19 protein-coding genes are annotated in these 19,295 nt (G+C 70.1%); 9 read left to right on the top strand and 10 right to left on the bottom strand.

What is annotated here, in order from left to right:
* Positions 1-17 precede the first annotated feature (17 nt).
* Positions 18-857, top strand: a complete 840-nt coding sequence (locus ACYVIO_RS31580) for an NmrA family NAD(P)-binding protein (protein ID WP_460654576.1) — start codon at positions 18-20, stop codon at positions 855-857.
* A 37-nt stretch (positions 858-894) separates the two neighbouring features.
* A complete protein-coding gene (locus ACYVIO_RS31575; RefSeq protein ID WP_460654575.1) occupies positions 895-2,031 on the top strand; it encodes an Rv2578c family radical SAM protein in 1,137 nt (378 codons plus the stop codon).
* 125 nt (positions 2,032-2,156) lie between these two features.
* On the opposite strand, the gene map is transcribed toward ACYVIO_RS31575, so the two are convergent.
* A complete protein-coding gene (map, locus tag ACYVIO_RS31570; RefSeq protein ID WP_460654574.1) occupies positions 2,157-2,927 on the bottom strand; it encodes a type I methionyl aminopeptidase in 771 nt (256 codons plus the stop codon).
* 134 nt (positions 2,928-3,061) lie between these two features.
* On the opposite strand from map, the gene ACYVIO_RS31565 reads away from it, so the two are divergent.
* Both ACYVIO_RS31565 and ACYVIO_RS31560 read left to right on the top strand, forming a co-directional pair.
* Positions 3,062-4,192 carry a CapA family protein gene (locus ACYVIO_RS31565; protein WP_460654573.1) on the top strand — a complete coding sequence of 377 codons (1,131 nt, stop codon included), beginning with the start codon at positions 3,062-3,064 and terminating at the stop codon, positions 4,190-4,192.
* A gap of 72 nt (positions 4,193-4,264) precedes the next feature.
* The gene (locus tag ACYVIO_RS31560; RefSeq protein ID WP_460654572.1) at positions 4,265-4,807 is read left to right on the top strand and encodes an rRNA adenine N(6)-methyltransferase family protein; all 543 of its coding nucleotides are present in this window, start codon (positions 4,265-4,267) and stop codon (positions 4,805-4,807) included.
* Between the two features lie 49 nt (positions 4,808-4,856).
* Here the strand turns inward: ACYVIO_RS31560 and ACYVIO_RS31555 are convergent, their stop codons facing one another.
* Both ACYVIO_RS31555 and ACYVIO_RS31550 read right to left on the bottom strand, forming a co-directional pair.
* Positions 4,857-6,593 carry an ABC transporter ATP-binding protein gene (locus ACYVIO_RS31555; RefSeq protein ID WP_460654571.1) on the bottom strand — a complete coding sequence of 579 codons (1,737 nt, stop codon included), beginning with the start codon at positions 6,591-6,593 and terminating at the stop codon, positions 4,857-4,859.
* On the bottom strand, positions 6,590-8,311 hold the full coding sequence (locus ACYVIO_RS31550; RefSeq protein ID WP_460654570.1) for an ABC transporter ATP-binding protein: 1,722 nt from the start codon (positions 8,309-8,311) through the stop codon (positions 6,590-6,592). The genes ACYVIO_RS31555 and ACYVIO_RS31550 overlap by 4 nt, the downstream gene beginning before the upstream one ends.
* Positions 8,312-8,445: 134 nt before the next feature.
* Here ACYVIO_RS31550 and ACYVIO_RS31545 point away from each other — a divergent pair, with 134 nt between their 5' ends.
* The gene (locus ACYVIO_RS31545; RefSeq protein ID WP_460654569.1) at positions 8,446-9,414 is read left to right on the top strand and encodes a glycerophosphodiester phosphodiesterase; all 969 of its coding nucleotides are present in this window, start codon (positions 8,446-8,448) and stop codon (positions 9,412-9,414) included.
* Here ACYVIO_RS31545 and ACYVIO_RS31540 read toward each other — a convergent pair.
* Both ACYVIO_RS31540 and ACYVIO_RS31535 read right to left on the bottom strand, forming a co-directional pair.
* Positions 9,411-10,679 carry a M48 family metalloprotease gene (locus ACYVIO_RS31540; RefSeq protein WP_460654568.1) on the bottom strand — a complete coding sequence of 423 codons (1,269 nt, stop codon included), beginning with the start codon at positions 10,677-10,679 and terminating at the stop codon, positions 9,411-9,413. The two genes, ACYVIO_RS31545 and ACYVIO_RS31540, sit on opposite strands and share 4 nt — an antisense overlap.
* Before the next feature lie 122 nt (positions 10,680-10,801).
* Entirely contained in the window at positions 10,802-11,143 is a 342-nt protein-coding gene (locus tag ACYVIO_RS31535; RefSeq protein WP_460654567.1) for a PspC domain-containing protein, read from the bottom strand.
* 143 nt (positions 11,144-11,286) lie between these two features.
* Between ACYVIO_RS31535 and ACYVIO_RS31530 the strand changes: the two genes are divergently transcribed.
* A complete protein-coding gene (locus ACYVIO_RS31530) occupies positions 11,287-11,622 on the top strand; it encodes an MmcQ/YjbR family DNA-binding protein (RefSeq protein WP_460654566.1) in 336 nt (111 codons plus the stop codon).
* Between the two features lie 253 nt (positions 11,623-11,875).
* The gene (gene groL, locus ACYVIO_RS31525) at positions 11,876-13,501 is read left to right on the top strand and encodes a chaperonin GroEL (RefSeq protein ID WP_425835083.1); all 1,626 of its coding nucleotides are present in this window, start codon (positions 11,876-11,878) and stop codon (positions 13,499-13,501) included.
* Positions 13,502-13,573: 72 nt separating this feature from the next.
* Here groL and ACYVIO_RS31520 read toward each other — a convergent pair whose 3' ends face one another.
* From ACYVIO_RS31520 to ACYVIO_RS31510, 3 genes are all read right to left on the bottom strand, one after another.
* On the bottom strand, positions 13,574-14,536 hold the full coding sequence (locus ACYVIO_RS31520) for a glycoside hydrolase family 6 protein (RefSeq protein ID WP_460654565.1): 963 nt from the start codon (positions 14,534-14,536) through the stop codon (positions 13,574-13,576).
* A gap of 76 nt (positions 14,537-14,612) precedes the next feature.
* Positions 14,613-15,125 carry a DinB family protein gene (locus ACYVIO_RS31515; RefSeq protein WP_460654564.1) on the bottom strand — a complete coding sequence of 171 codons (513 nt, stop codon included), beginning with the start codon at positions 15,123-15,125 and terminating at the stop codon, positions 14,613-14,615.
* A 33-nt stretch (positions 15,126-15,158) separates the two neighbouring features.
* Positions 15,159-15,581, bottom strand: a complete 423-nt coding sequence (locus tag ACYVIO_RS31510; protein WP_460654563.1) for a guanyl-specific ribonuclease — start codon at positions 15,579-15,581, stop codon at positions 15,159-15,161.
* A gap of 211 nt (positions 15,582-15,792) precedes the next feature.
* Between ACYVIO_RS31510 and ACYVIO_RS31505 the strand changes: the two genes are divergently transcribed.
* Positions 15,793-16,725: a GNAT family N-acetyltransferase gene (locus ACYVIO_RS31505; RefSeq protein ID WP_460654562.1), complete on the top strand. Its 933-nt coding sequence runs from the start codon at positions 15,793-15,795 to the stop codon at positions 16,723-16,725.
* A 118-nt stretch (positions 16,726-16,843) separates the two neighbouring features.
* Complete coding sequence (locus tag ACYVIO_RS31500; RefSeq protein WP_460654561.1) at positions 16,844-17,284, top strand: hypothetical protein; 441 nt, start codon at positions 16,844-16,846, stop codon at positions 17,282-17,284.
* Here the strand turns inward: ACYVIO_RS31500 and ACYVIO_RS31495 are convergent.
* Both ACYVIO_RS31495 and ACYVIO_RS31490 read right to left on the bottom strand, forming a co-directional pair.
* Positions 17,281-18,009, bottom strand: a complete 729-nt coding sequence (locus ACYVIO_RS31495) for an FHA domain-containing protein (RefSeq protein WP_460654560.1) — start codon at positions 18,007-18,009, stop codon at positions 17,281-17,283. The two genes, ACYVIO_RS31500 and ACYVIO_RS31495, sit on opposite strands and share 4 nt — an antisense overlap.
* The gene (locus ACYVIO_RS31490) at positions 18,006-19,283 is read right to left on the bottom strand and encodes a vWA domain-containing protein (protein ID WP_460654559.1); all 1,278 of its coding nucleotides are present in this window, start codon (positions 19,281-19,283) and stop codon (positions 18,006-18,008) included. The genes ACYVIO_RS31495 and ACYVIO_RS31490 overlap by 4 nt, the downstream gene beginning before the upstream one ends.
* Positions 19,284-19,295 lie beyond the last annotated feature (12 nt).

Below are 19,295 nucleotides of genomic sequence, written 5' to 3'. Positions count from 1 at the left end.
GTGTTGGGACTGGGGAAATGACGATCTTGGTGACGGGTGCGACGGGCAGTGTCGGGCGGCTGCTGGTGGACGAGTTGGTGGCGGCGGGCGTTCAGGACGTCCGGGCGCTGACGAACAATCCGGCGAAGGCAGCGCTGCCGTCCGGTGTCGAGGTGGCGCGTGGGTACCTGGGCAAGCCCGCGACGCTGCCCGCGGCGCTCGACGGAGTCGACACGGTGTACCTCGCGCCGCTTCCGGCGTACGTCGACGAGTTCGTGACGGCGGCGCAGAAGGCCGGCGTGCGGCGGGTGGTCGTGCTGTCGGGTGAGCCTGCCGAGTACGAGGCGATGGGGGAGCCGGAGAGCTGGCACTACTACAAGGTCGAGCGCGCGATCGAGGACGGCGGGTTCGAGTTCGTGCATCTGCGGCCCGGGCAGTTCATGAACAACACGCTCGACTGGGCGCCCTCGATCAAGGCCGAGGGCGTCGTACGCGGTCCGTACGCCGGGGCGGTGCAGTTGCCGATCGACCTCGGTGACATCGCGGCGGTGGCGAGCGTCGTACTGCAGGACGAGAGCTACACCGGGCAGAAGCTCGGGATGAGTGGGCCGGAGCAGCTGACGCAGCCGCAGGAGGTCGCGCTGATCGGGGAGGCGCTCGGGCGGGAACTGCGGTTCGAGGAGCTGACGCACGAGGAGGCCGTGGCGGCGTGGGCGCCGTTCATGGGTGCCGAGTCGGCCGAGTGGCTGGTGGACGGCTTCCGGATGATGGCCGAGCATGCCGCCGAGCCGTCGCCTGTCGTGCAGGAGGTGACCGGGCGGCAGGCCAAGCCCTACCGGGAGTGGGCGCGGGACAACGTGGCGGCCTTCCGGGAATGATTTGAAAGCTGGGCGAACATGTGTTCGACTGTACTCCATGAGGTGGGCAGGTCAGCAACTCGACGCGGAGGCTCCCGGGACGTTGCCGGGGCTGGGCTCGATCGCGGGCCTGGTCCGGTCGGTGACGACGCCGGAGTTCCAGGGCGTGACGTTCCACGAGGTGCTCGCGCGATCGGCGCTGAACTCGGTGCCGGGGACGGGGCTGCCCTTCAACTGGACGGTGAATCCGTACCGCGGCTGCACTCATGCGTGTCGGTACTGCTTCGCCCGGCCGACGCACAAGTACCTCGAGCTGGACGAGGGGCTGGACTTCGACCGGCAGATCGTGGTGAAGACGAACGTCGCCGACGTCCTGCGCAAGGAGCTGGCCCGGCCGTCCTGGGGTGGTGAACAAGTTGCCCTGGGCACCAATACGGATCCGTACCAGCGCGCCGAGGGGCGGTACCGGTTGCTGCCCGGGATCATCTCGGCGCTGGCCGATTCCGGTACGCCGCTGTCGATCCTGACCAAGGGGACGCTGCTCCGCCGCGACCTGCCACTGCTGCAGCAAGCGGCCGAGCAGGTCCCGGTCGGGATCGGCGTTTCGCTGGCGCTGGCCGACGAAGAGTTACGTCGCCGACTCGAGCCCGGCGTACCGTCTGTCCGTGGTCGCCTCGACCTGATCCGCGCTGTGCGCGAGGCCGACCTCCCGTGCGGTGTCATGGTCGCGCCTGTCTTGCCCTGGTTGACCGACTCTGCCGAACACCTCGACTACCTGTTCGGCCAGTTGGCCGACGCCGGCGCAACTGGCGTCACTACTCTCGTCCTCCACCTACGCCCTGGCGTCAAACCGTGGTTCATGAAGTGGCTGGCCGAAGACCACCCCGAGCTGGTCAAGCGCTACGAATCCCTCTATGCGCACGGCCCCAACGCCGCCCCCAGCTACCGCAACGCCTTCGAGTCCAAGGTCCGCCCCCTGCTGGAGAAACACGGCTTCGGTACGTCGTCCCACCGCAACTCCCAGAACGTCGTCGAAGCCGCAGGCCAAGGCTCCTCCTCCGGCTGGGGCGAACCCACCGCCCGCTTCCGCAGTCGTCGCTCGAGCCCAGCCCCCTTCAACACCTCCACCACCCGCCGCCACCGCGCGCCAGTCCCACCGGTCATCCCAGAGCCGGACCAACAGCCCTTGTTCTGAAGGAAGTCAGCGGAGGGGGCTGGACCCGGAGCTCGGGCGCGTCCTGGAGCTCACCGGGCGGTCGCAGGAGTGTGGTGCTCGAGGTCGCGCACCGTGGGAGTGCCGGCCTGCGGCGATCGGCTCGGCTAGTGGCGGAGGGTGAGGACCTTCGGTCCATCGTCGGTGATGGCGACGGTGTGTTCGGCGTGGGCTCCTCGGGTGCCGTCGGCCGAGCGGAGCGTCCAACCGTCGGGGTCGATGGCGTAGGTGGAACCGGGGCCGTGCCAGAACCACGGCTCGATCGCGAGGACGTGGCCGGGGCGGAGTTTGAGGCCTCGGCCGGGGCGGCCGCCGTTGGGGATGTGGGGTTCCTCGTGCATGCGGCGGCCGATGCCGTGGCCGCCGAAGTCGAGGTTGGTGCCGACCCCGGCTTCCAGGCCGACGGCGCCGATGGCCGCGCCGACATCACCGAGGCGAGCACCCGGTACGGCGGCCGCGATACCCGCGGCGAGGGCTCGTTCGGTGGTGGCGATCAGCTCGAGGTCCTCCGCGCGCGGCGTACCGACGACGAAGCTGGTGGCGGAATCGGCGCACCAGCCGTCGACCGATGCGCCGCAGTCGACGTTCAGCAGGTCACCGTCCTGCAAGCGCTGGTCGGTCGGCAGTCCGTGCAGCACGCCGTCGTTGACCGACGTACAGATGACGCCGCTGAACGGCAACGTCGCGAAGCCCGGCTGGTACCCGTCGAAGAGCGAGACCGCGCCGGCCGACCGCAGGACGTCGCGGGCGAGCTCGTCCAGCTCGAGCAGGGAGACGCCGACGGCCGCGGCCTTCTTCACCGTGGTGAGAGCCGACGCGACCACCTGCCCGGCTGCACGCATCGCGTCGATCTCGGCCGGTGTCTTCAGGTCCACCATCGGCTTGTTCTTCCTCCACGGCGTCGGAAACCCCACGGGATAGTTATACCGGGAATCAACCTTTCCGCTCGTCACGTCGTCTGTCAGGTGTCCACCTTTTCCGGTGGAGACCTGGGGGCAAGGAAATGCGAGCTGTGCGTCGTTTGCTGGCGGTGGGGGTTTTGTTGGTCGTGGCCGCAGGCTGTGCGGACGTGCCGGGCGCCGAAGGTCCGGGCAGTACGCCGACCGGCACCGGATCAGGCCCAGGCGCCCCACCGCCAACCGGCCCGCAGGAGATCACCCTGGTAGCAACCGGCGACGTCCTCCTGCACGAACGCCTCTGGACCACAGCCCGCCAGGACGGCCGCGACGGCCAGTGGGACTTCGCGCCCTTGCTCAGCGGCGTCAAGCCACTCGTCCAGAGCGCCGACCTCGCCGTCTGTCACCTGGAAACACCAATCGGTTCGCCGTACTCCGGTTACCCGCTCTTCCAAGGCCCGCCGCAGATCGTCCCCGCACTGAAGAAGACCGGATACGACGCCTGCTCGACCGCCAGCAACCACAGCTTCGACAAAGGTGCCTCCGGCATCGACCGCACGCTGCGCATCCTCGACCAGGCCGGACTGAAGCACACGGGCACAGCCCGTACGCCGCAGGAGGCCGAGACGCCCACGATCGTGGACGTGAAGGGCGTCAAGGTCGCGCTGCTCAGCTACACCTACGGCTTCAATGGCATGCCGTACCCGAACGGCGAGACCTGGCGGGCCGGCAAGCTCGATCCGACCCGGATCAAGGCGATGGCCCGCACGGCGCGTGATGCCGGCGCGCAGATCGTCGTGGTCAGCTGTCACTGGGGCGACGAGTACTCCAGCGCCGTGAGCCAGGACCAGCGCACGATCGCCGCCGATTTGCTTGCCGACAGCAACATTGACCTGATCCTCGGCCACCACGCGCACGTCGTCCAGCCGATCCAGCAGCTCAACGGCAAGTGGGTCGTCTACGGCCTCGGCAACCTGGTCGCCGCGCACCGCGCCCCGAACGCGCCGAAGGCCGAGGGCCTGCTGGTCAAGTTCACCTTCAGGCGTGACGGCGACCGATGGACCGCCGCGTCGCCGGAGTACGCGCCGCTGCTGATGACCGACACGCTCCCGGTCCGCGTGCTCGACGTACGCCGGGAGCTCGCGAAGGCGGACCTGTCCGACAGCTTGCGCCGGCGGCTGGAGCTGGCCGAGCGCCGGACGACCGCCACCGTCGAGCGGCTGACCTCGGCGCCGAAAGCACTGTGAAAACCCTTTGAGCACAGGACACCTGGCGCTCTAAGCTCGCCCGCATGATTACGTACTTCGTGATGGTCCGTCGTGCCCGCCTCCGGGCAGGCGAGGGGTGCCTGGGGATGGCATCCGCTCGATAGTCGTTGGGCCCAACGCGTCGTCGACGCTGCCGGGGTTCGTCCCGGTGACCTCGTCCTCGACGTAGGGGCCGGACTCGGTGCGTTGACCGGACCACTGGTCCGAGCAGGCGCCGAGGTCGTTGCCGTGGAACTCCATCCCGGCCGGGCCGACAAGCTGCGCCTACGGTTCAGCGAGGTCAAGGTGGTCCGGGTCGACGCCGCCGATCTGCGGTTGCCGACCCGGCCGTTCCGGGTGGTCTCGAGCCCGCCGTACGGGGTCTCCACCGCGCTGCTGAAGAGACTGCTGGCCCCAGGTTCGCGCCTGGTGTCGGCCGATCTCGTGCTGCAGCGGCAGGTGGTGAACCGGTGGGTCGAAGGCCGCGCCCCCGGAGCCGCACGCTGGACCCGGCACTACGACGCTTCGATCGGAATTCGCCTTCCCCGCAAGGCTTTCACCCCACCACCCCATGTCGATTCCGCCGTCCTGCGGATCAGCAGGACCCGACGCTAGAAAGCACGAAAGGCCCGCTCCACACCAGGAGCGGGCCTTTCGTCGTAGCTCAGCCGTGCCAGGACTTCCACAGCGCGGCGTACGAACCGTCCCGGGCGACCAGCTCGTCATGGCTGCCCAGCTCGCTGATCTTCCCGTCCTCGACGACAGCGACCCGGTCGGCATCGTGCGCCGTGTAGAGCCGGTGGGCGATCGCGATCACCGTCCGCCCTTCCAGTACGGCGGCCAGCGAGCGCTCCATGTGCCGAGCGGCCCGCGGGTCGATCAGCGAGGTCGCCTCGTCCAGCACCAGCGTGTGCGGATCCGCCAGCACCAGGCGCGCCAGCGCCAACTGCTGTGCCTGCGCCGGAGTCAACGCGAACTGCCCCGACCCGACCCGCGTGTCCAGCCCGTCCGGCAACGCCTCGGTCCACTCGCGCGCGTCGACGGCGTCCAGTGCCTCCAGCAGGGTCTCGTCGGTGGCGTCGGGTGACGCCATCGACAGGTTGTCCCGCAGGGTGCCGACGAACACGTGGTGTTCCTGGGTGACCAGCGCGACCTGCCGGCGCAGCTCGTCCAGCGGCAGGTCGGTCATGCCGACCCCGCCGACGCTGACCGAACCGGTCCGCGGCGGGTGGATGCCCGCGATCAGCCGCCCGAGCGTCGACTTGCCCGCGCCGGACGGTCCGACCATCGCGATCCGCTCGCCCGGCTGGACGGTCAGGTCGACGCCGTGCAGCACGTCGCGACCGTCGACGTAGGAGAACCGCACATCGCGAGCCTCGACCAGCTCACCGGCCGGCTCCTCGCCGGACGGCGTGCGGTCGTCCGGTACGTCGGTGATACCGAGCAGGCGGGCCAGCGCGGCGCCACCGGACTGCAGCTCGTCCAGCCAGGAGATCAGCCGGTCGACCGGGTCGATCAGCTGGCTGGCGTAGAGCACGGCAGCCGTGACAGCACCCAGCGAGACGTGGCCGTTGATGTGCAGCCAGCCGCCGAACAGCAGCGTGCCGACGATGGGCACCAGGTACCCGACCTCGACCACCGGGAAGTAGATCGTGCGCAGGAACAACGTGTACCGCTCGGCGTCGTACGAGCCGCGAATGTCGCGGTCGCCCTGGCGCACGCGCGCCTCGTACCGGCGCAGCGCCTCGACCGTCCGAGCACCCTCGACCGTCTCGGCGAGCGAGCTGGTCATCTGCGCGTACGCCGCGTTCTCCCGCAGGTACCCGTCCTTGGCGCGGCGCAGGTACCACTTGGTGCTGACCCACAGCACCGGCACCATCGCGAGCAGCGGCACCAGCACCCAGACACCGACCAGCATCGCGGCCGCGACGGTGAACAGCACGGTGACGAACGCGATGATCGTCTCCGGTACGGCGAACCGCACGGTCCTCGACAGCGTGTCCACGTCGCGCGACGTACGCGACAGCAGGTCGCCGGTGCCGGCCCGCTCGACCGTGCCGATCGGCAGCGCCAGCGCGTCGTCGACGAAGTCCTCACGCAGCTCGGCCAGCACCTGCTCGCCGAGCGCGAACGACCGGTACCGGGCCCAGCGGGTGAGCAGCGACTGCGCCACCACGAACACGGCGATCACGACGATCACCTTGTTGACGGCGGCGGCCGTCGTACCGCGCTGGACGTCCTCGACCAGCTCACCGATCAGCCGGGGCGTGGCCAGGCCGGTGACTGCCGCCACGCCGTGCAGGCCGAGCGCGATCAGCAGAGCGCGCGGGTGCCGTCGGGCCAGCCGACGGGCATGCCGGCGGACCTGTGCGGAGTCTGCGACGGGCAGGATCCGCTTCACGCGAGCACCTCCTCTTCCTCGGTCTGGCGGGTGACTGTCCTGCGGTACTGCGGTTCGGTCTCCAGCAGCTGCCGGTGCTGACCGGTCGCGACGACCCGGCCCTCGGCAACGAAGATCACCTCGTCGACCCGGTCGAGCAGCAGCGGACTGGACGTCAGTACGACGGTGCTGCGGCCCTGCCGGTGCTCCCGGAGCCGTTCGGCGATCCGGGCCTCGGTGTGCGCGTCCACTGCGGACGTGGGCTCCACCAGCACCAGCACCGACGGGTCGGCGAGCAGTGCACGGACCAGGACGAGCCGCTGGCGCTGGCCGCCTGAGAACGACCGGCCCTTCTCCTCCACGTCCGCGTCGAGTCCGTCGGCCAGTGCGACCAGCACGTCCTCGGCCGACGCGGTCCGGATCGCCGCCATCAGCTCGTCGTCGGTCGCTCGGCCGGTCGGGTCCAGCTCCTCGCGCAGTACGCCGGTGAACAGCTGGGAGCCGGTGTCGCTGACCAGGATGCGCTGCCGGACGTCGGCCCGGGTGGCGCTCGCCAGCGTCACTCCGCCGTACCGGACCTCGCTGGCGTCGTCGTACCGGCCCAGGACGTCGGCGATGACCGCTGCCTGGTCGGACTCGGCGGAGACGATCGCGGTGAGGCGTCCGTGGCGCACCCGGATGCCGGAGACCGGGTCGACCAGGTCTCCGCCGTCGGGCAGGCGGACCGGCTCGGTGGGGTCGGCGACGTCGGGGGTCAGCTCGAGCACGCGGATGATCCGGCGGCTGGCGACGAGCGCACGCATCAGCGCGTTGGCCATCTCGGTCGCCGTCCGCAGCGGCAGGACCAGGAAGGTCGCGTACCCGTAGAAGGCGACCAGGCTGCCCGCGCTCAGGTCGCCGCGGACGGCGAAGTGCGCACCGAGGCCCACCACGCTGACCACGAAGATGCCCGGCAGGAACACCTGCGCCGCGTCCAGCACGGACTGGATACCGGCCACCTTCACGCCGGCGCCACGGACCCGCTGCGACTCGGCGCGGTACCGCTTGGAGAAGGACTCCTCGCCGCCGATGCCGCGCAGCACGCGCAGACCGGACACGATGTCGGAGCCCAGTGAGTTCAGCTCGCCGACGGCCTCGCGCTGCGCGGACTGGCGCTGGTGCAGCGGACGCAGCATCGGGCCGAGCGCGAACAGCATCAGCGGTACGCCGATCAGCACGACCAGGCCGAGCGTGGTCGAGGTGGTGAGCAGGATGACCGCGACCACGACGAAGGCGACGATCGCGCCGCTGAACCGGGCCGAGATCTCCAGCAGGTTCCCGATGTAGGCCAGGTCGCCGGCGCCGATGCTGACCACCTCACCGGTGGCCAGGTTCTTCGGCAGCGTGGCACCGAGGTCGGCCGACTTGCGGGTGATCACCTGGACCGTGCGGTAGGCGCCGCTCAGCCAGTTCGACACCGCGAACCGGTGCCGCATGATGCCGGCCAGCGCCTGCACCACGCCGACCGCGAACAGCAGCGCCGTCCACTGCAGCAGCCGGTCGACGTCACCGCCGGCGATGCCCTCGTCGATGGCCTTGCCCAGGATCGCCGGGACGAACGCCTGCGCGCCCATCCAGAGCATGCCGAAGGTCATGCCGCCCAGGAGCGTGGCCTTCTGGCCGCGGGCCACCCAGAACAGGTAGCGCGCGGCGGAACGGTGATCCGGAGTGCCGGGATCGGCGAGAGGAAGTTGTTTCATAACCGTTTCAGGCTAGGCCTGGCCACCGACAAATTGCATGTGGTTTAACCGGCCCCCGCGACCTCGGGAGAGCTTCATCTTGCGTTGGGCAACCAGTTCCCCGAAGGCCACCTCGGCCGCCTGTCCTGGATCACATGCTGGTCATCGCGCATCGGGGAGCGAGCGGGTACCGCCCGGAACACACGCCGGCGGCGTACCGCCTGGCCGCGGCGCTCGGCGCCGACTACCTGGAGCCGGACCTGGTCGCCACGCTGGACGGCGTCCTGGTGGCCCGGCACGAGAACGAGATCTCCGGGACGACGGACGTCGCCGACCACGCGGTGTTCGCCGATCGCCGGATCACCAAGATCGTCGACGGGGAGGCCGTCACCGGCTGGTTCGTCGAGGACTTCACGTACGCCGAGCTGCGCACGCTGCGCGCCCGGGAGCGGATGCCCGCCCTGCGCGCGGCCAACACCGCGTACGACGGCCGCGAGGCGATCGCCACCTTCGACGACGTGGTCGCGCTGGCCCGGCAGGAGTCGGCCCGGCTCGGCCGACCGATCGGGGTGATCCCGGAGATCAAGCACCCGGCGTACTTCCGTCGGCTCGGGCTGCCGCTGGAGGAGCTGCTGGCCGAACGGCTGACCACGCTCGGCGTACGGCGTGGTGAGGCGATGGTGCAGTCCTTCGAACCGACCAGCCTGCGCCGCCTGGCCGTGATGACGGACGTGCCGCTGGTCCAGCTGGTCGACTCCGAAGGCACACCGAACGACTTCCTGCGCTTCGGCGACGACCGGACCTTCACCGACCTGACCGCACCGGCCGGGCTGCGCGAGATCTCGACGTACGCCGACGTGCTGGCGCCGCACAAGGACCTGGTCATCCCACGCCGCTCCGACGGCTCCCTGGGCGAGCCGACCCAGCTGGTCGACCAGGCGCACCGCGCCGGCCTCAAGGTCCAGGTCTGGACGTTCCGCGCCGAGCGCCGCTTCCTGCCGACCGGCATGGACCTGGCCGCCGAGCTGAGGGCCTTCGCCGCCACCGGCATCGACGGGGTCTTCGCCGACCACCCCGACATCGCCGTAGCCACCATGACCCGCCGCGCCACGCAGAAGGTCTAGCGCAACTCGGCCCGCAGGTCCTTCAGCACCCGCTCGGCAGCAGGCGCCAGCTCGCGGTCGATCGTGTGGCTGTCGCTCAGTCCCAGTACGACGCGGGCGCTGGTAGCTGGGCGGGTGCGGATGAGCTTCGTCCGCAGGTACGTCGGCGGGTGGCTGGAGTCGGTCCGCGTCTCGCGCAGCCGGCTCATCCGCAGCCGCCGCTCGATCTCCCGCTTCGGCGTCTCGGTCACAGCACGTCGTACGGCCTCCAGTGGTGGCAGGTCCTTTTCGAAGCGCAGGGCTCGCTCCAGCGCCCGGTACGACGAGTCGGCCAGCAGAGTCCGCTCCAGCGCCGAGGCCGCGGCCTCGGAGCCGGCGACCTCACCGGACGTGCGGTCCGCCAGGTACTCCGCCCGCTGGTTGCCCCGCAGGCTCACCCGATCCAGCAGCCAGGCGTAGCCGCGGATGACCGGACCGACCGTGCCGTTGATCAGCCTGGTGAGGTGACCGACCGACGTGTCGGTATCCATCGCGTGGGCCGCGTCCAGCTTGTACTCGTCGTACGGCTGCTCGGTGAACGCCTCTTCCAGCTGCTCCAGCACCGACTCGGCCGCACCGACCACCCAGCCGTGCCGGGCGTCGCCGTTCTTGCCGTGGCCGAGCTCGTGAGCCAGCACAGCCACCCGCTCCTGCGGGCGCAGCCCGGTCCAGAGCGGCAGGCCCAGCCCGATGACCGGACGGAAGCGCCAGCCGACCCGGATGAAGCAGACGTTCGGCTCGGCGTCCAGAGCGACCGCGGCGACCCGCGGAGTGCCGATGCTCGCCGCGATCTCGTCCAGCAGCCTGAACAGGACCGGCGCCTCCTCGCGGTGGACCACCTGCGCGTCGGGGTCGAGGCGGGCGGCGCGGGGGCGCAGCATCAGGCCGATCACGATGGCGATCGCCGCGAGCGGGATGCTGAGCCAGAGCGGGCGGTAGAACACCAGCAGAGCGACTCCACCAACCAGCGCGACCAGCGGAAGCACCAGCAGGACAGCAGACAGTAGGTACGCCGTGACGCGGGCCAAGTCCCACCCGGGTCGGTGGACCCGACCGGTCTCCAGCTCGCGGTAGAGGGTGTCGGCCAGCTGGTGCTCGAGTTTGCGGCGCCAGGCAGGGGACTTGCGGTCCTGCCCGGTCGGGTCGACGTTCCAGTCGCACTGGTCGCACCAGGTCACGTAGCCGGGGTCGACGCGGATCTGCTGGGCGCACTGCGGGCAGCGGGTGACGCCGGCATCGGTCTGCACTGCAGCAGTGTGGCAGCGCGGTCGCCGGAAATGCCGAAGCCCGGGCTCCTCGGAGCCCGGGCAGTTGACGGCACCGCGGTCCCACGCGCGGTCGACGGAGTGCTGTTACTGCTGCAGCTGGGTCAGGCGGCCGGCGGCTTGTCGTCGTAGATGCGGGCGGCGATGTCGCCCTCCGGCGTGGTCTGCGGCTGCGGCTGGTGGTTCTGCTGAGCGGCCTGCTGGGCGCTCTGCCAGACGGCCTTGCCGTCGGACTCCGGCATCACGACCCAGGCGATCACGTACCCGATCAGCGCGGTGCCACCGGTGAGCAGGGTCAGCGCGACGATGCCCAGGCGGACCAGGGTGGCGTCGATGTTCAGGTACTCCGCGATGCCGCCGGAGACACCGGACAGCATCCGCTGGTCGCGCGAACGGCGGAGGGTCTTGCCGGACAGGTTCTGGAAGGGTGCGGTGTTGTTCGTCATGTCCACAACTGTGCCGCCCGGGGACCCTCCCGCACATCAGGATCGGTACCGACCGGCCCCTGACCGGACCCCGGGAACCCTGGTCGAGCGCCCCTGACGACTTATGGACCGGAACTGTCGGCGGCCGGGGTTAGCGTGAGTGGATGGACGCGGAAGCGGTGCAGAAACTGGCGCTGCGGTTGCCAGGGGTGGAGGAGCACGAGGGCTGGGCGGGGCAGCCGGCCTTCAAGGTGCGCAAGAAGGGTTTCGCGTACCTGTCGGAGGACGAGTCCAAGCTGTTCGTGAAGGCCTTCCGTGAGGAGCAGCAGGCGCTGATCGCCGAGAACCCGGAGGTCTACGCGTCCTGGTGGGAGTCCGGCCGCTTCGGCTGGCTGGAGGTCACCCTCGAGCTCGCCGACGACGAGGAGGTCGGGGAACTGCTCACCGAGGCGTGGCGCCTGAACGCCCCGAAGTACCTGATCGCCCAGTGGGAGAACTGAGCCTGGGACAGGCCTCGAGGGGCCGCCCGCCGCGGTCGGCTGGCTTGCACTCGGTTGGGTCGAGTGCTAATACTTGGTTAGCACTCAGTGGGCGAGAGTGATAACGCTCGTGCCTGCTGGGAGCTGTTAGAAGACGGCCTCGATGAGGTGCCGGAGTCAGGCGGGACGTGACCGCGACGACCTCGGTACCGTCCGTCGCGGGCATCCGGCCGGCTGAACCACCAGAAACTCGACGCGGGAGGACTCGCGGAGAATGCCCAAGCTGATTTCGTTCAACGAAGAGGCGCGCCGCGGCCTCGAGCGGGGAATGAACACCCTCGCCGACGCCGTCAAGGTGACGCTTGGCCCCAAGGGCCGCAACGTCGTTCTGGAGAAGAAGTGGGGCGCCCCCACGATCACCAACGACGGTGTCTCGATCGCCAAGGAGATCGAGCTCGAGGACCCGTACGAGAAGATCGGGGCCGAGCTCGTCAAGGAAGTTGCCAAGAAGACCGACGACGTCGCGGGTGACGGCACCACCACCGCGACCGTGCTGGCCCAGGCGCTCGTGCGCGAGGGTCTGCGCAACGTCGCCGCCGGCGCCAACCCGATGGGCCTGAAGAAGGGCATCGAGAAGGCTGTCGAGGCCGTCAGCGAGCAGCTGCTCGCGCTGGCCAAGCCGGTCGAGACCCGCGAGCAGATCGCGGCCACCGCCTCGATCTCGGCGGCGGACACCCAGGTCGGCCAGATCATCGCCGAGGCGATGGACAAGGTCGGCAAGGAAGGTGTCATCACCGTCGAGGAGAGCAACACCTTCGGTCTGGAGCTCGAGCTCACCGAGGGCATGCGCTTCGACAAGGGCTACATCTCGCCGTACTTCGTGACCGACACCGAGCGGATGGAAGCGGTCCTCGACGACCCGTACATCCTCGTGGTGAACAGCAAGATCTCCAGCATCAAGGACCTCGTCCCGGTGCTCGAGAAGGTCATGCAGACCGGCAAGCCGCTGGCGATCATCGCCGAGGACCTCGAGGGTGAGGCGCTGGCGACCCTGGTCGTGAACAAGATCAAGGGCACCTTCAAGACCGTCGCCGTCAAGGCGCCGGGCTTCGGTGACCGCCGCAAGGCCATGCTCGGTGACATCGCCATCCTCACCGGTGGTCAGGTCATCTCCGAGGAGGTCGGCCTCAAGCTCGACACCGTGGACCTGGAGCTGCTCGGCCAGGCCCGCAAGGTCGTCGTCACCAAGGACGAGACCACCATCGTCGAGGGCGTCGGCGACGCCGACTCGATCCAGGGCCGGGTCAACCAGATCCGCGCCGAGATCGAGAAGTCGGACTCCGACTACGACCGCGAGAAGCTGCAGGAGCGGCTGGCCAAGCTGGCCGGTGGCGTCGCGGTGATCAAGGTCGGCGCGGCCACCGAGGTCGAGCTGAAGGAGCGCAAGCACCGCATCGAGGACGCCGTTCGCAACGCGAAGGCGGCCGTCGAGGAGGGCATCGTCGCCGGAGGTGGCGTCGCGCTGCTCCAGGCGTCGGTGATCGCGTTCGAGAAGCTGGAGCTCGAGGGTGACGAGGCGACCGGTGCCGCGATCGTGCGGTCGGCCGTCGAGGCCCCGCTCAAGCAGATCGCCGTCAACGCCGGCCTCGAGGGTGGCGTCGTGGTGGAGAAGGTCCGCAACCTCGAGCCGGGTCACGGCCTGAACGCCGCGACCGGTGAGTACGTCGACCTGATCAAGACCGGGATCATCGACCCGGCCAAGGTCACGCGTTCGGCGCTGCAGAACGCGGCTTCGATCGCGGCTCTGTTCCTCACCACCGAGGCAGTCATCGCCGACAAGCCCGAGAAGGCCGGTGCCGCCCCGGGCGGTGCCCCCGACATGGGCGGCATGGACTTCTGACCGGAAGTTCCTCGCAGTACCAGTAGCAAACGAAGCGGTCCCGGGTCCCAGCCCGGGACCGCTTTGCTGTGCTCAGCCGGTGATCAGTTTCTTGGCCAGGACCGGGGAGAAGGTGCCGGCCGGGATGCCCGCGCCGATGCCGCAGTCGCCGTCGGAGTCGCCGGGGACCTTGAGCCACAGCAGCATGTCGAGCGTGCCGGAGAGATGGCTTCCGTCGCGCGAGGTCTCGCCGAGCTTGCGGCCGGCCGGGTTGCACCACTCGCCGTTGGAGCCGTTGCCGTTGCGGCTGGTGTCGACGACGAACTGCGCGTTGCTGCCGAGCGCACCGCGGATCGCGTTGCCCTTGGCCACCGAGTCGGCGGTCGGGTAGTAGTTCGACGTGTTCAGCGCGAATCCGCGGATCTTGCCGACCTCCACCAGCTTCAGCCGCCGCGCCATCTCGGCCGCGTCGATCCAGGTCGCGTTGCCGCCGTCCATGTAGGCCCAGGTGTTCGGCGCCTTCGCGGCCAGCTCGTTGACGGCGTACTTGAGCAGATCGGTCCGCGTCTTCTTCTCCGCGGCCGGGACACAGTCGAGCTGCGCGAGCGCGTCAGGCTCGATCACCACCACCGCCGGCCGGTTCCCGATCCCCGCCGCGAACGCGCTGATCCACGTCCTGTACGCCGCCGGCGACCCGGCGCCACCACCGGAGTGACTGCCGCAGTCGCGCCCCGGGATGTTGTACGCGACCAGGATCGGCAGCTTGTCGGCGGCGTCCGCGGCCGACGTGTACGCCGAGACGGCCGCGCGGATGTCGCCGGACCAGTTCCCGAACCAGCGCCCACCGGCCTGCTCGGCGATCCGGCTCCGGATCAGCGCGGCGTCGGCGTGCGACGGGTTGTTGCGCACCCAGACGGCAGGGTTCGAGCTCGGGTCGACGTAGAAGCCGCTGGTCATCGACACCGGGTCGCCGGCGTTGCCCAGGGCAACCGAGCTGGAGGTGGACAGAGCGGCGGCGACAAGCACTGTGGACAAGACGGTACGCAGGCGGGCCATGGAGGTCCTTCCGTTAGGGGCGGTCACGGCGAGACTAGAGCGATCAGGAAGCCCTTGTCCCAGTGGACAACTGTGGTCAGCTCTGGGCGGCGCGCAGCAAACGCAGCTGCCCGATCTCCGCGGCGTTCTTCATCAGCTCCGCGTTCACCCACCCGTACATGTCCGCCACCGTCCGGCCCGCTTCCGGTGGCCAGGGGAAGGCCACCGGAAGCGTGAGCCGCGACGAGTCCTCCAGTACGACGGACCACTCGTCCCGCAGGTGGTGCATCCAGTCGCGCGTGCCGAGCAGCGTGCCCGGCCACGGGACGTCGGTGCGGTGCGGCGGCACGGTCTGGCGGGCGTGGGCCAGCGCGGTGGTCCACCACCAGCCGATGTGCCAGGTCAGCCAGCCGACCGTCGGCACCGGGATCGGGTCGAGCTCGTCGTCGGCCCAGTCCGGCCGCCAGATCCCGGCCGCGTCCGGCCGCACGGTCCAGTTGAGCCCGGCCGGCTCCCAGAGCAGATCCTCCGGGACCAGCCGGTCCAAGTGGTACTCGAACAGGGACCAGGTCAGCTCGAACTGGCCTCGCAACACACCCGTGATCGTCACCGGGAGATTCTCTCAAAGACGACGGACAAGCTCTCAGGCGTTTTCGTCGACCAGGCAGAACGAGGCGTAGTGGTCGGCGGTGTAGTAGACGAAGGCCGGGTCGGTGGTGGTGCCGCCGCCGATCAGCCGGCGGGCGCCGCGGTCGGGGGAGCCGGGCGTCTTGACGGTGTACTCGTGGTAGTAGCCGGTGGACTCGTCCGGCAGGATGCCCTCCCGGTTCTGGAAGACGGTGCCGTCCTGGTCGTACGGGAACGGGCCGCCGGAGTGGATCAGACCGAGCGTGTCGGAGGCCTCGGCGGGGAGCGAGCTGAGATCGCAGTCCGGGATCGCGGCGAGCTGCGGTACGGCGTACAGGGTGGGCGGGGCGGGAGCCGCGGTGGCGGTGCTGAAGCCCAGGAGGACCGAGGCGAGCACGGCGACGACGGCGCTGAGGACCTTCACGGAGGAGGTTCGCATGGGCAGGAGGCTTCCCGGTCCAACCGGCCGTCGTACATCCCACCTGTGGTTAACCGGTGGACTATGACCCCGGCCGGCCCTAGTGTTCTGGCTGCGAGAACGACTCGAGCGAAAGGAGCGACCGATGACCACTCTTACGTGTTCCACGGCGCGTCCGGTCCGCTCGTCCAGCTCGCACTGAGCGGAGCCCGCGCCTCTTTCCGGAGGTACCGTGACCATCCGCACCATCGTCGAGCCCGATCTCGACACCATTCACACCCTGATCGCCGACCAGTCGGTCAACACCGTCACCCGTGAGCGGTACGACGAGTACGTCGGCGTCGGCTACTACCGCGACAACTGGACCTGGGTCGTCGAGCAGGACGGCCGCATCATCGCCCTCGCCGTCTGGTGGGGGATGCCGCAGTTCGACCACCCGTTCAGCGTCGACGGCCTGTACTACGCCGGCGACGGCGATCCCGTCCCGGTCTGGGCCGAGCTGATCCGGCACGGCCTCGAGTCGATGCCGGCCGGCGCCGAGCAGCCGGAGTACCACATCTTCGTGCCGAACGGCTGGCGCGAGCAGCCCGAGATCGTCGCCGCCCTGGAGCCGCGGCTCGCGGCGGCCGCGCAGGCGGGACTGTCCGAGCTGACCGAGCGGCTGCGGTACGAGTGGCTCCCGTCGTACGGGCTGCCGGCCCGGTCGACGCGGCTGCGCTTCGAGCCGGCCGACGACGACGCGTTCCTCGACGTCTTCGTCCGGGTGATCGAGGGCAGCCTGGACGCCTCGACCGCGCGGGCCGTCGCGCGCGGCAGCGCCGAGGCGTCGGCCAAGGAGGACCTCGCGATCTACAAGGAGATGCCGGGCGAGCGGGACTGGTGGCGTCTCGCGTACGACGACGCCGGGGCGCTGGTCGGCTTCATTCTCCCGTCGGCCAACAACGGCGGCCCGGTGATCGGGTACGTCGGCGTACTGCCCGAGCAGCGTGGGCACGGCTACAGCGACGACCTGCTCGCCGAGGGGACCCACATCCTCGCCGGGACCGGGGCCGAGCGGATCCGCGCCGACACCGATCTGACCAACCGCCCGATGGCCGCGAGCTTCGAGCGGCAGGGCTACCGCAACCACGCGGTCCGGATGGTCGCCAGCTACCCGATCGCCTGACCGGAGCTGCCCCTCGGAAAAGTTGTTCCGAGGGGCAGACGGCCGGGCGGACGCGCCCTATGCTCCCTGACATGTCAGAGACCTTCGGGTCTGATCGGGGCGGGGTTGAGGGTGGACGATGCGCGACATCGCGCTGATTCTGCACGTGGCGACGGGGGCACTGGCGATCGTGGCCGGGCCGTTCGCGATCGTGGTGACGCTGCGGCGCAGAGGGCTCAACTGGGTCGGCGAGGTCTACCACTGGCTGGTCGCCCTGGTCTGCCTGTCGGCGCTGGTGATGGTCCCGTACGACTGGGCCGGGCTGTGGATGTTCTGGCCGATCTCGCTGGCGTCGTACCTGTTCGTGTACCTCGGCCAGCGCTCGGCGGAGGCGCCCGGCGGCCTCTGGTACCGCGGCGTCCTGCGCGGGTACGGCGGCGGCTGGATCGCTTTGTGGACAGCGATCCTGGTCGTCAGCGTCGCTGACCACCCCTGGACCTGGGCGGTACCGATCGTCCTCGGCACCGCCCTGATCGAGTGGCTCTGCTTCCGGCCCGCGCTCGCGTGGACCCGGGTCTAGGCCTGCCCGGCCTGCTCTTCCGGTGTGGCCTTGCGGACGACCAGCCGGGTCCAGGCGCCGACGTAGATGCGGTCGTCGGCGTTGAGCTCGCGGCGCTGACCCGGCGGGACCGGGTCCTCGGGCAGCGGGCCCGAGGCGGGTCCGACGAAGGTGCCGTTGGAGGACTGCAGGTCCTCGACCCACCAGCGCTGGCCGTCGGTGGTCAGCTGGGCCTGGCGGCGGCTGACGCCGGTGTCGTCACCGCAGTCGACCTCCGGGCTGATCCCGCGACTGCGTGACGGCCGACCGACCAGCACGCTCTTCTCGGTCAGCGGTACGACGACCGGCAGGCCCGGGGACGGGCACGGGTCGTCGCTCTGCTGGACGGCGTACCAGTCCGGGTCGACCCAGCGCTCGACGACCCACTCCGCAACCTCCTGCGGAGCAGGCGGCAACGGCGGCTGCGCCGTACTCGGTCCGAGGTCCAGCGACGAAGCCGGCCGGGGCATCGTGCCGGTGGTGAAGTCGTAGCCGCAGGACTCGCAGAACAGCGCGTCCACGGCAGCGGACTCGCTGCAGTTCGGACAGGCCTGAGTCGTCGGAGCCGCCGGAGCAGGCGCCGCGACAGCAGGAGCCGGTACGGCGGCAGCGGCCGGTGTGGCCGCTGCTCCGATCGGCAGCCCGCAGACGTCGCAGTAGTCGGTCGAGGTGGACGGGTGCCCGCTCGGGCACGTCACTGCGCTCATTTCTTCACCCGGGTCGTCTTGGTGGAGGCCGTGTCGAGGGCCATCTCGTCCACCTTCTCGACCGTGCGCTTGAGCCGCACGGTGCCGGTGTCCTGGTCCTCGATGTCGACCACCTTGCGCAGTCGCGAGGTGGCCTCCTCGTTGCCGGTCTGGGCCGCGAGCTGGACGGCCCGGCCGAGCTTGGTGGTCGCGGTCGCGGTGTCGCCGGCCGCCTTCGCCGCCAGGCCCTCCTGGATCGCGTCGGCCAGCTCGGTCTGCCCGGTGTAGTGGGCGACCTCCGGGCTGATCCGGGTGGTCAGAGCCTCGTCGGCCGACCACAGCGCCTTGACCAGGCCCTGGGCGAGCACCTGGTCGCCGATGGCCAGCTGGACCCGGGCGGCGAGCTGTTCCTGCCCGATGCCCTTGGCCGCAAGCCGTACGGCGACGTGGTAGTCGCGGGACTCGTCACCCCACGAGCCGGTCGGGTAGGAGCTGGTCAGCGCGTTGACCTCGGTACGCCGGGCGGTCAGGTCGTCCACGGTCGGCGCGACCTGGCGGACGAACAGCACCTGCGCACCCTGCGGCGCCCACACCCGCAGGTCGGCGGAGGCGACGCCCTTGCTCATCGCCTGCTGGATCAGCTTCTGGAACTCGGCCGCCAGCTGCTCCGGGGCCGGGATGATGTCGACCGTTCCGAGCAGGGCGGTGGCGATCCGGCGGACCTCGTCGACCTGCCAGGCCACCCCGACGCCGCGGCAGTCGCACTGGAACTGGCCGGTGACCGCCTGGATCGTCGCGGTCAGCGCCTCCGGCGTCTCGTGCTGGTTCTCGCCGTCGGTGAGCAGGATCGCGTGCTTCTGCGACAGCGACGGCACGGTCGCGAAGACCCGCGCGGCCAGCCGCAGCCAGGTCCCCATCGCGGTCCCGCCGTCGGCGTAGAACCGGGACACGGCCTCCTTGGCGGCCTGCCGGGTGTAGGCGTCCATCCGGACCATCACCGGCTCGGCCGACGGCGGGAAGGCGAGCTGGGCCCGGTCGTTGCCGGAGATCACCGCGAACCAGACCCCGTCGAGGATCTGGTCGATCGCGGTCTGCGCGGCGTACGCGGCGGCGCGGACGCCCTCGGCGCCCATCGAGCCCGACGTGTCGACGATGATGATCTCGCCGACGTCACCGCCGCCGGACTGGCCCGCGGTACCGGCGCCGGCGCAGTCGACCGTGACGATCGCGTGCACGTCGGTGCCGCCGTCGGGCAGGAACTCGTTCTGGTAGACGGTGGCGGAGAACTCGGCCATCTCGTGGGGTTC

The sequence above is a fragment of the Kribbella endophytica genome (assembly GCF_054781295.1).
This window is presented reverse-complemented; position numbering and strand designations above follow the sequence as displayed.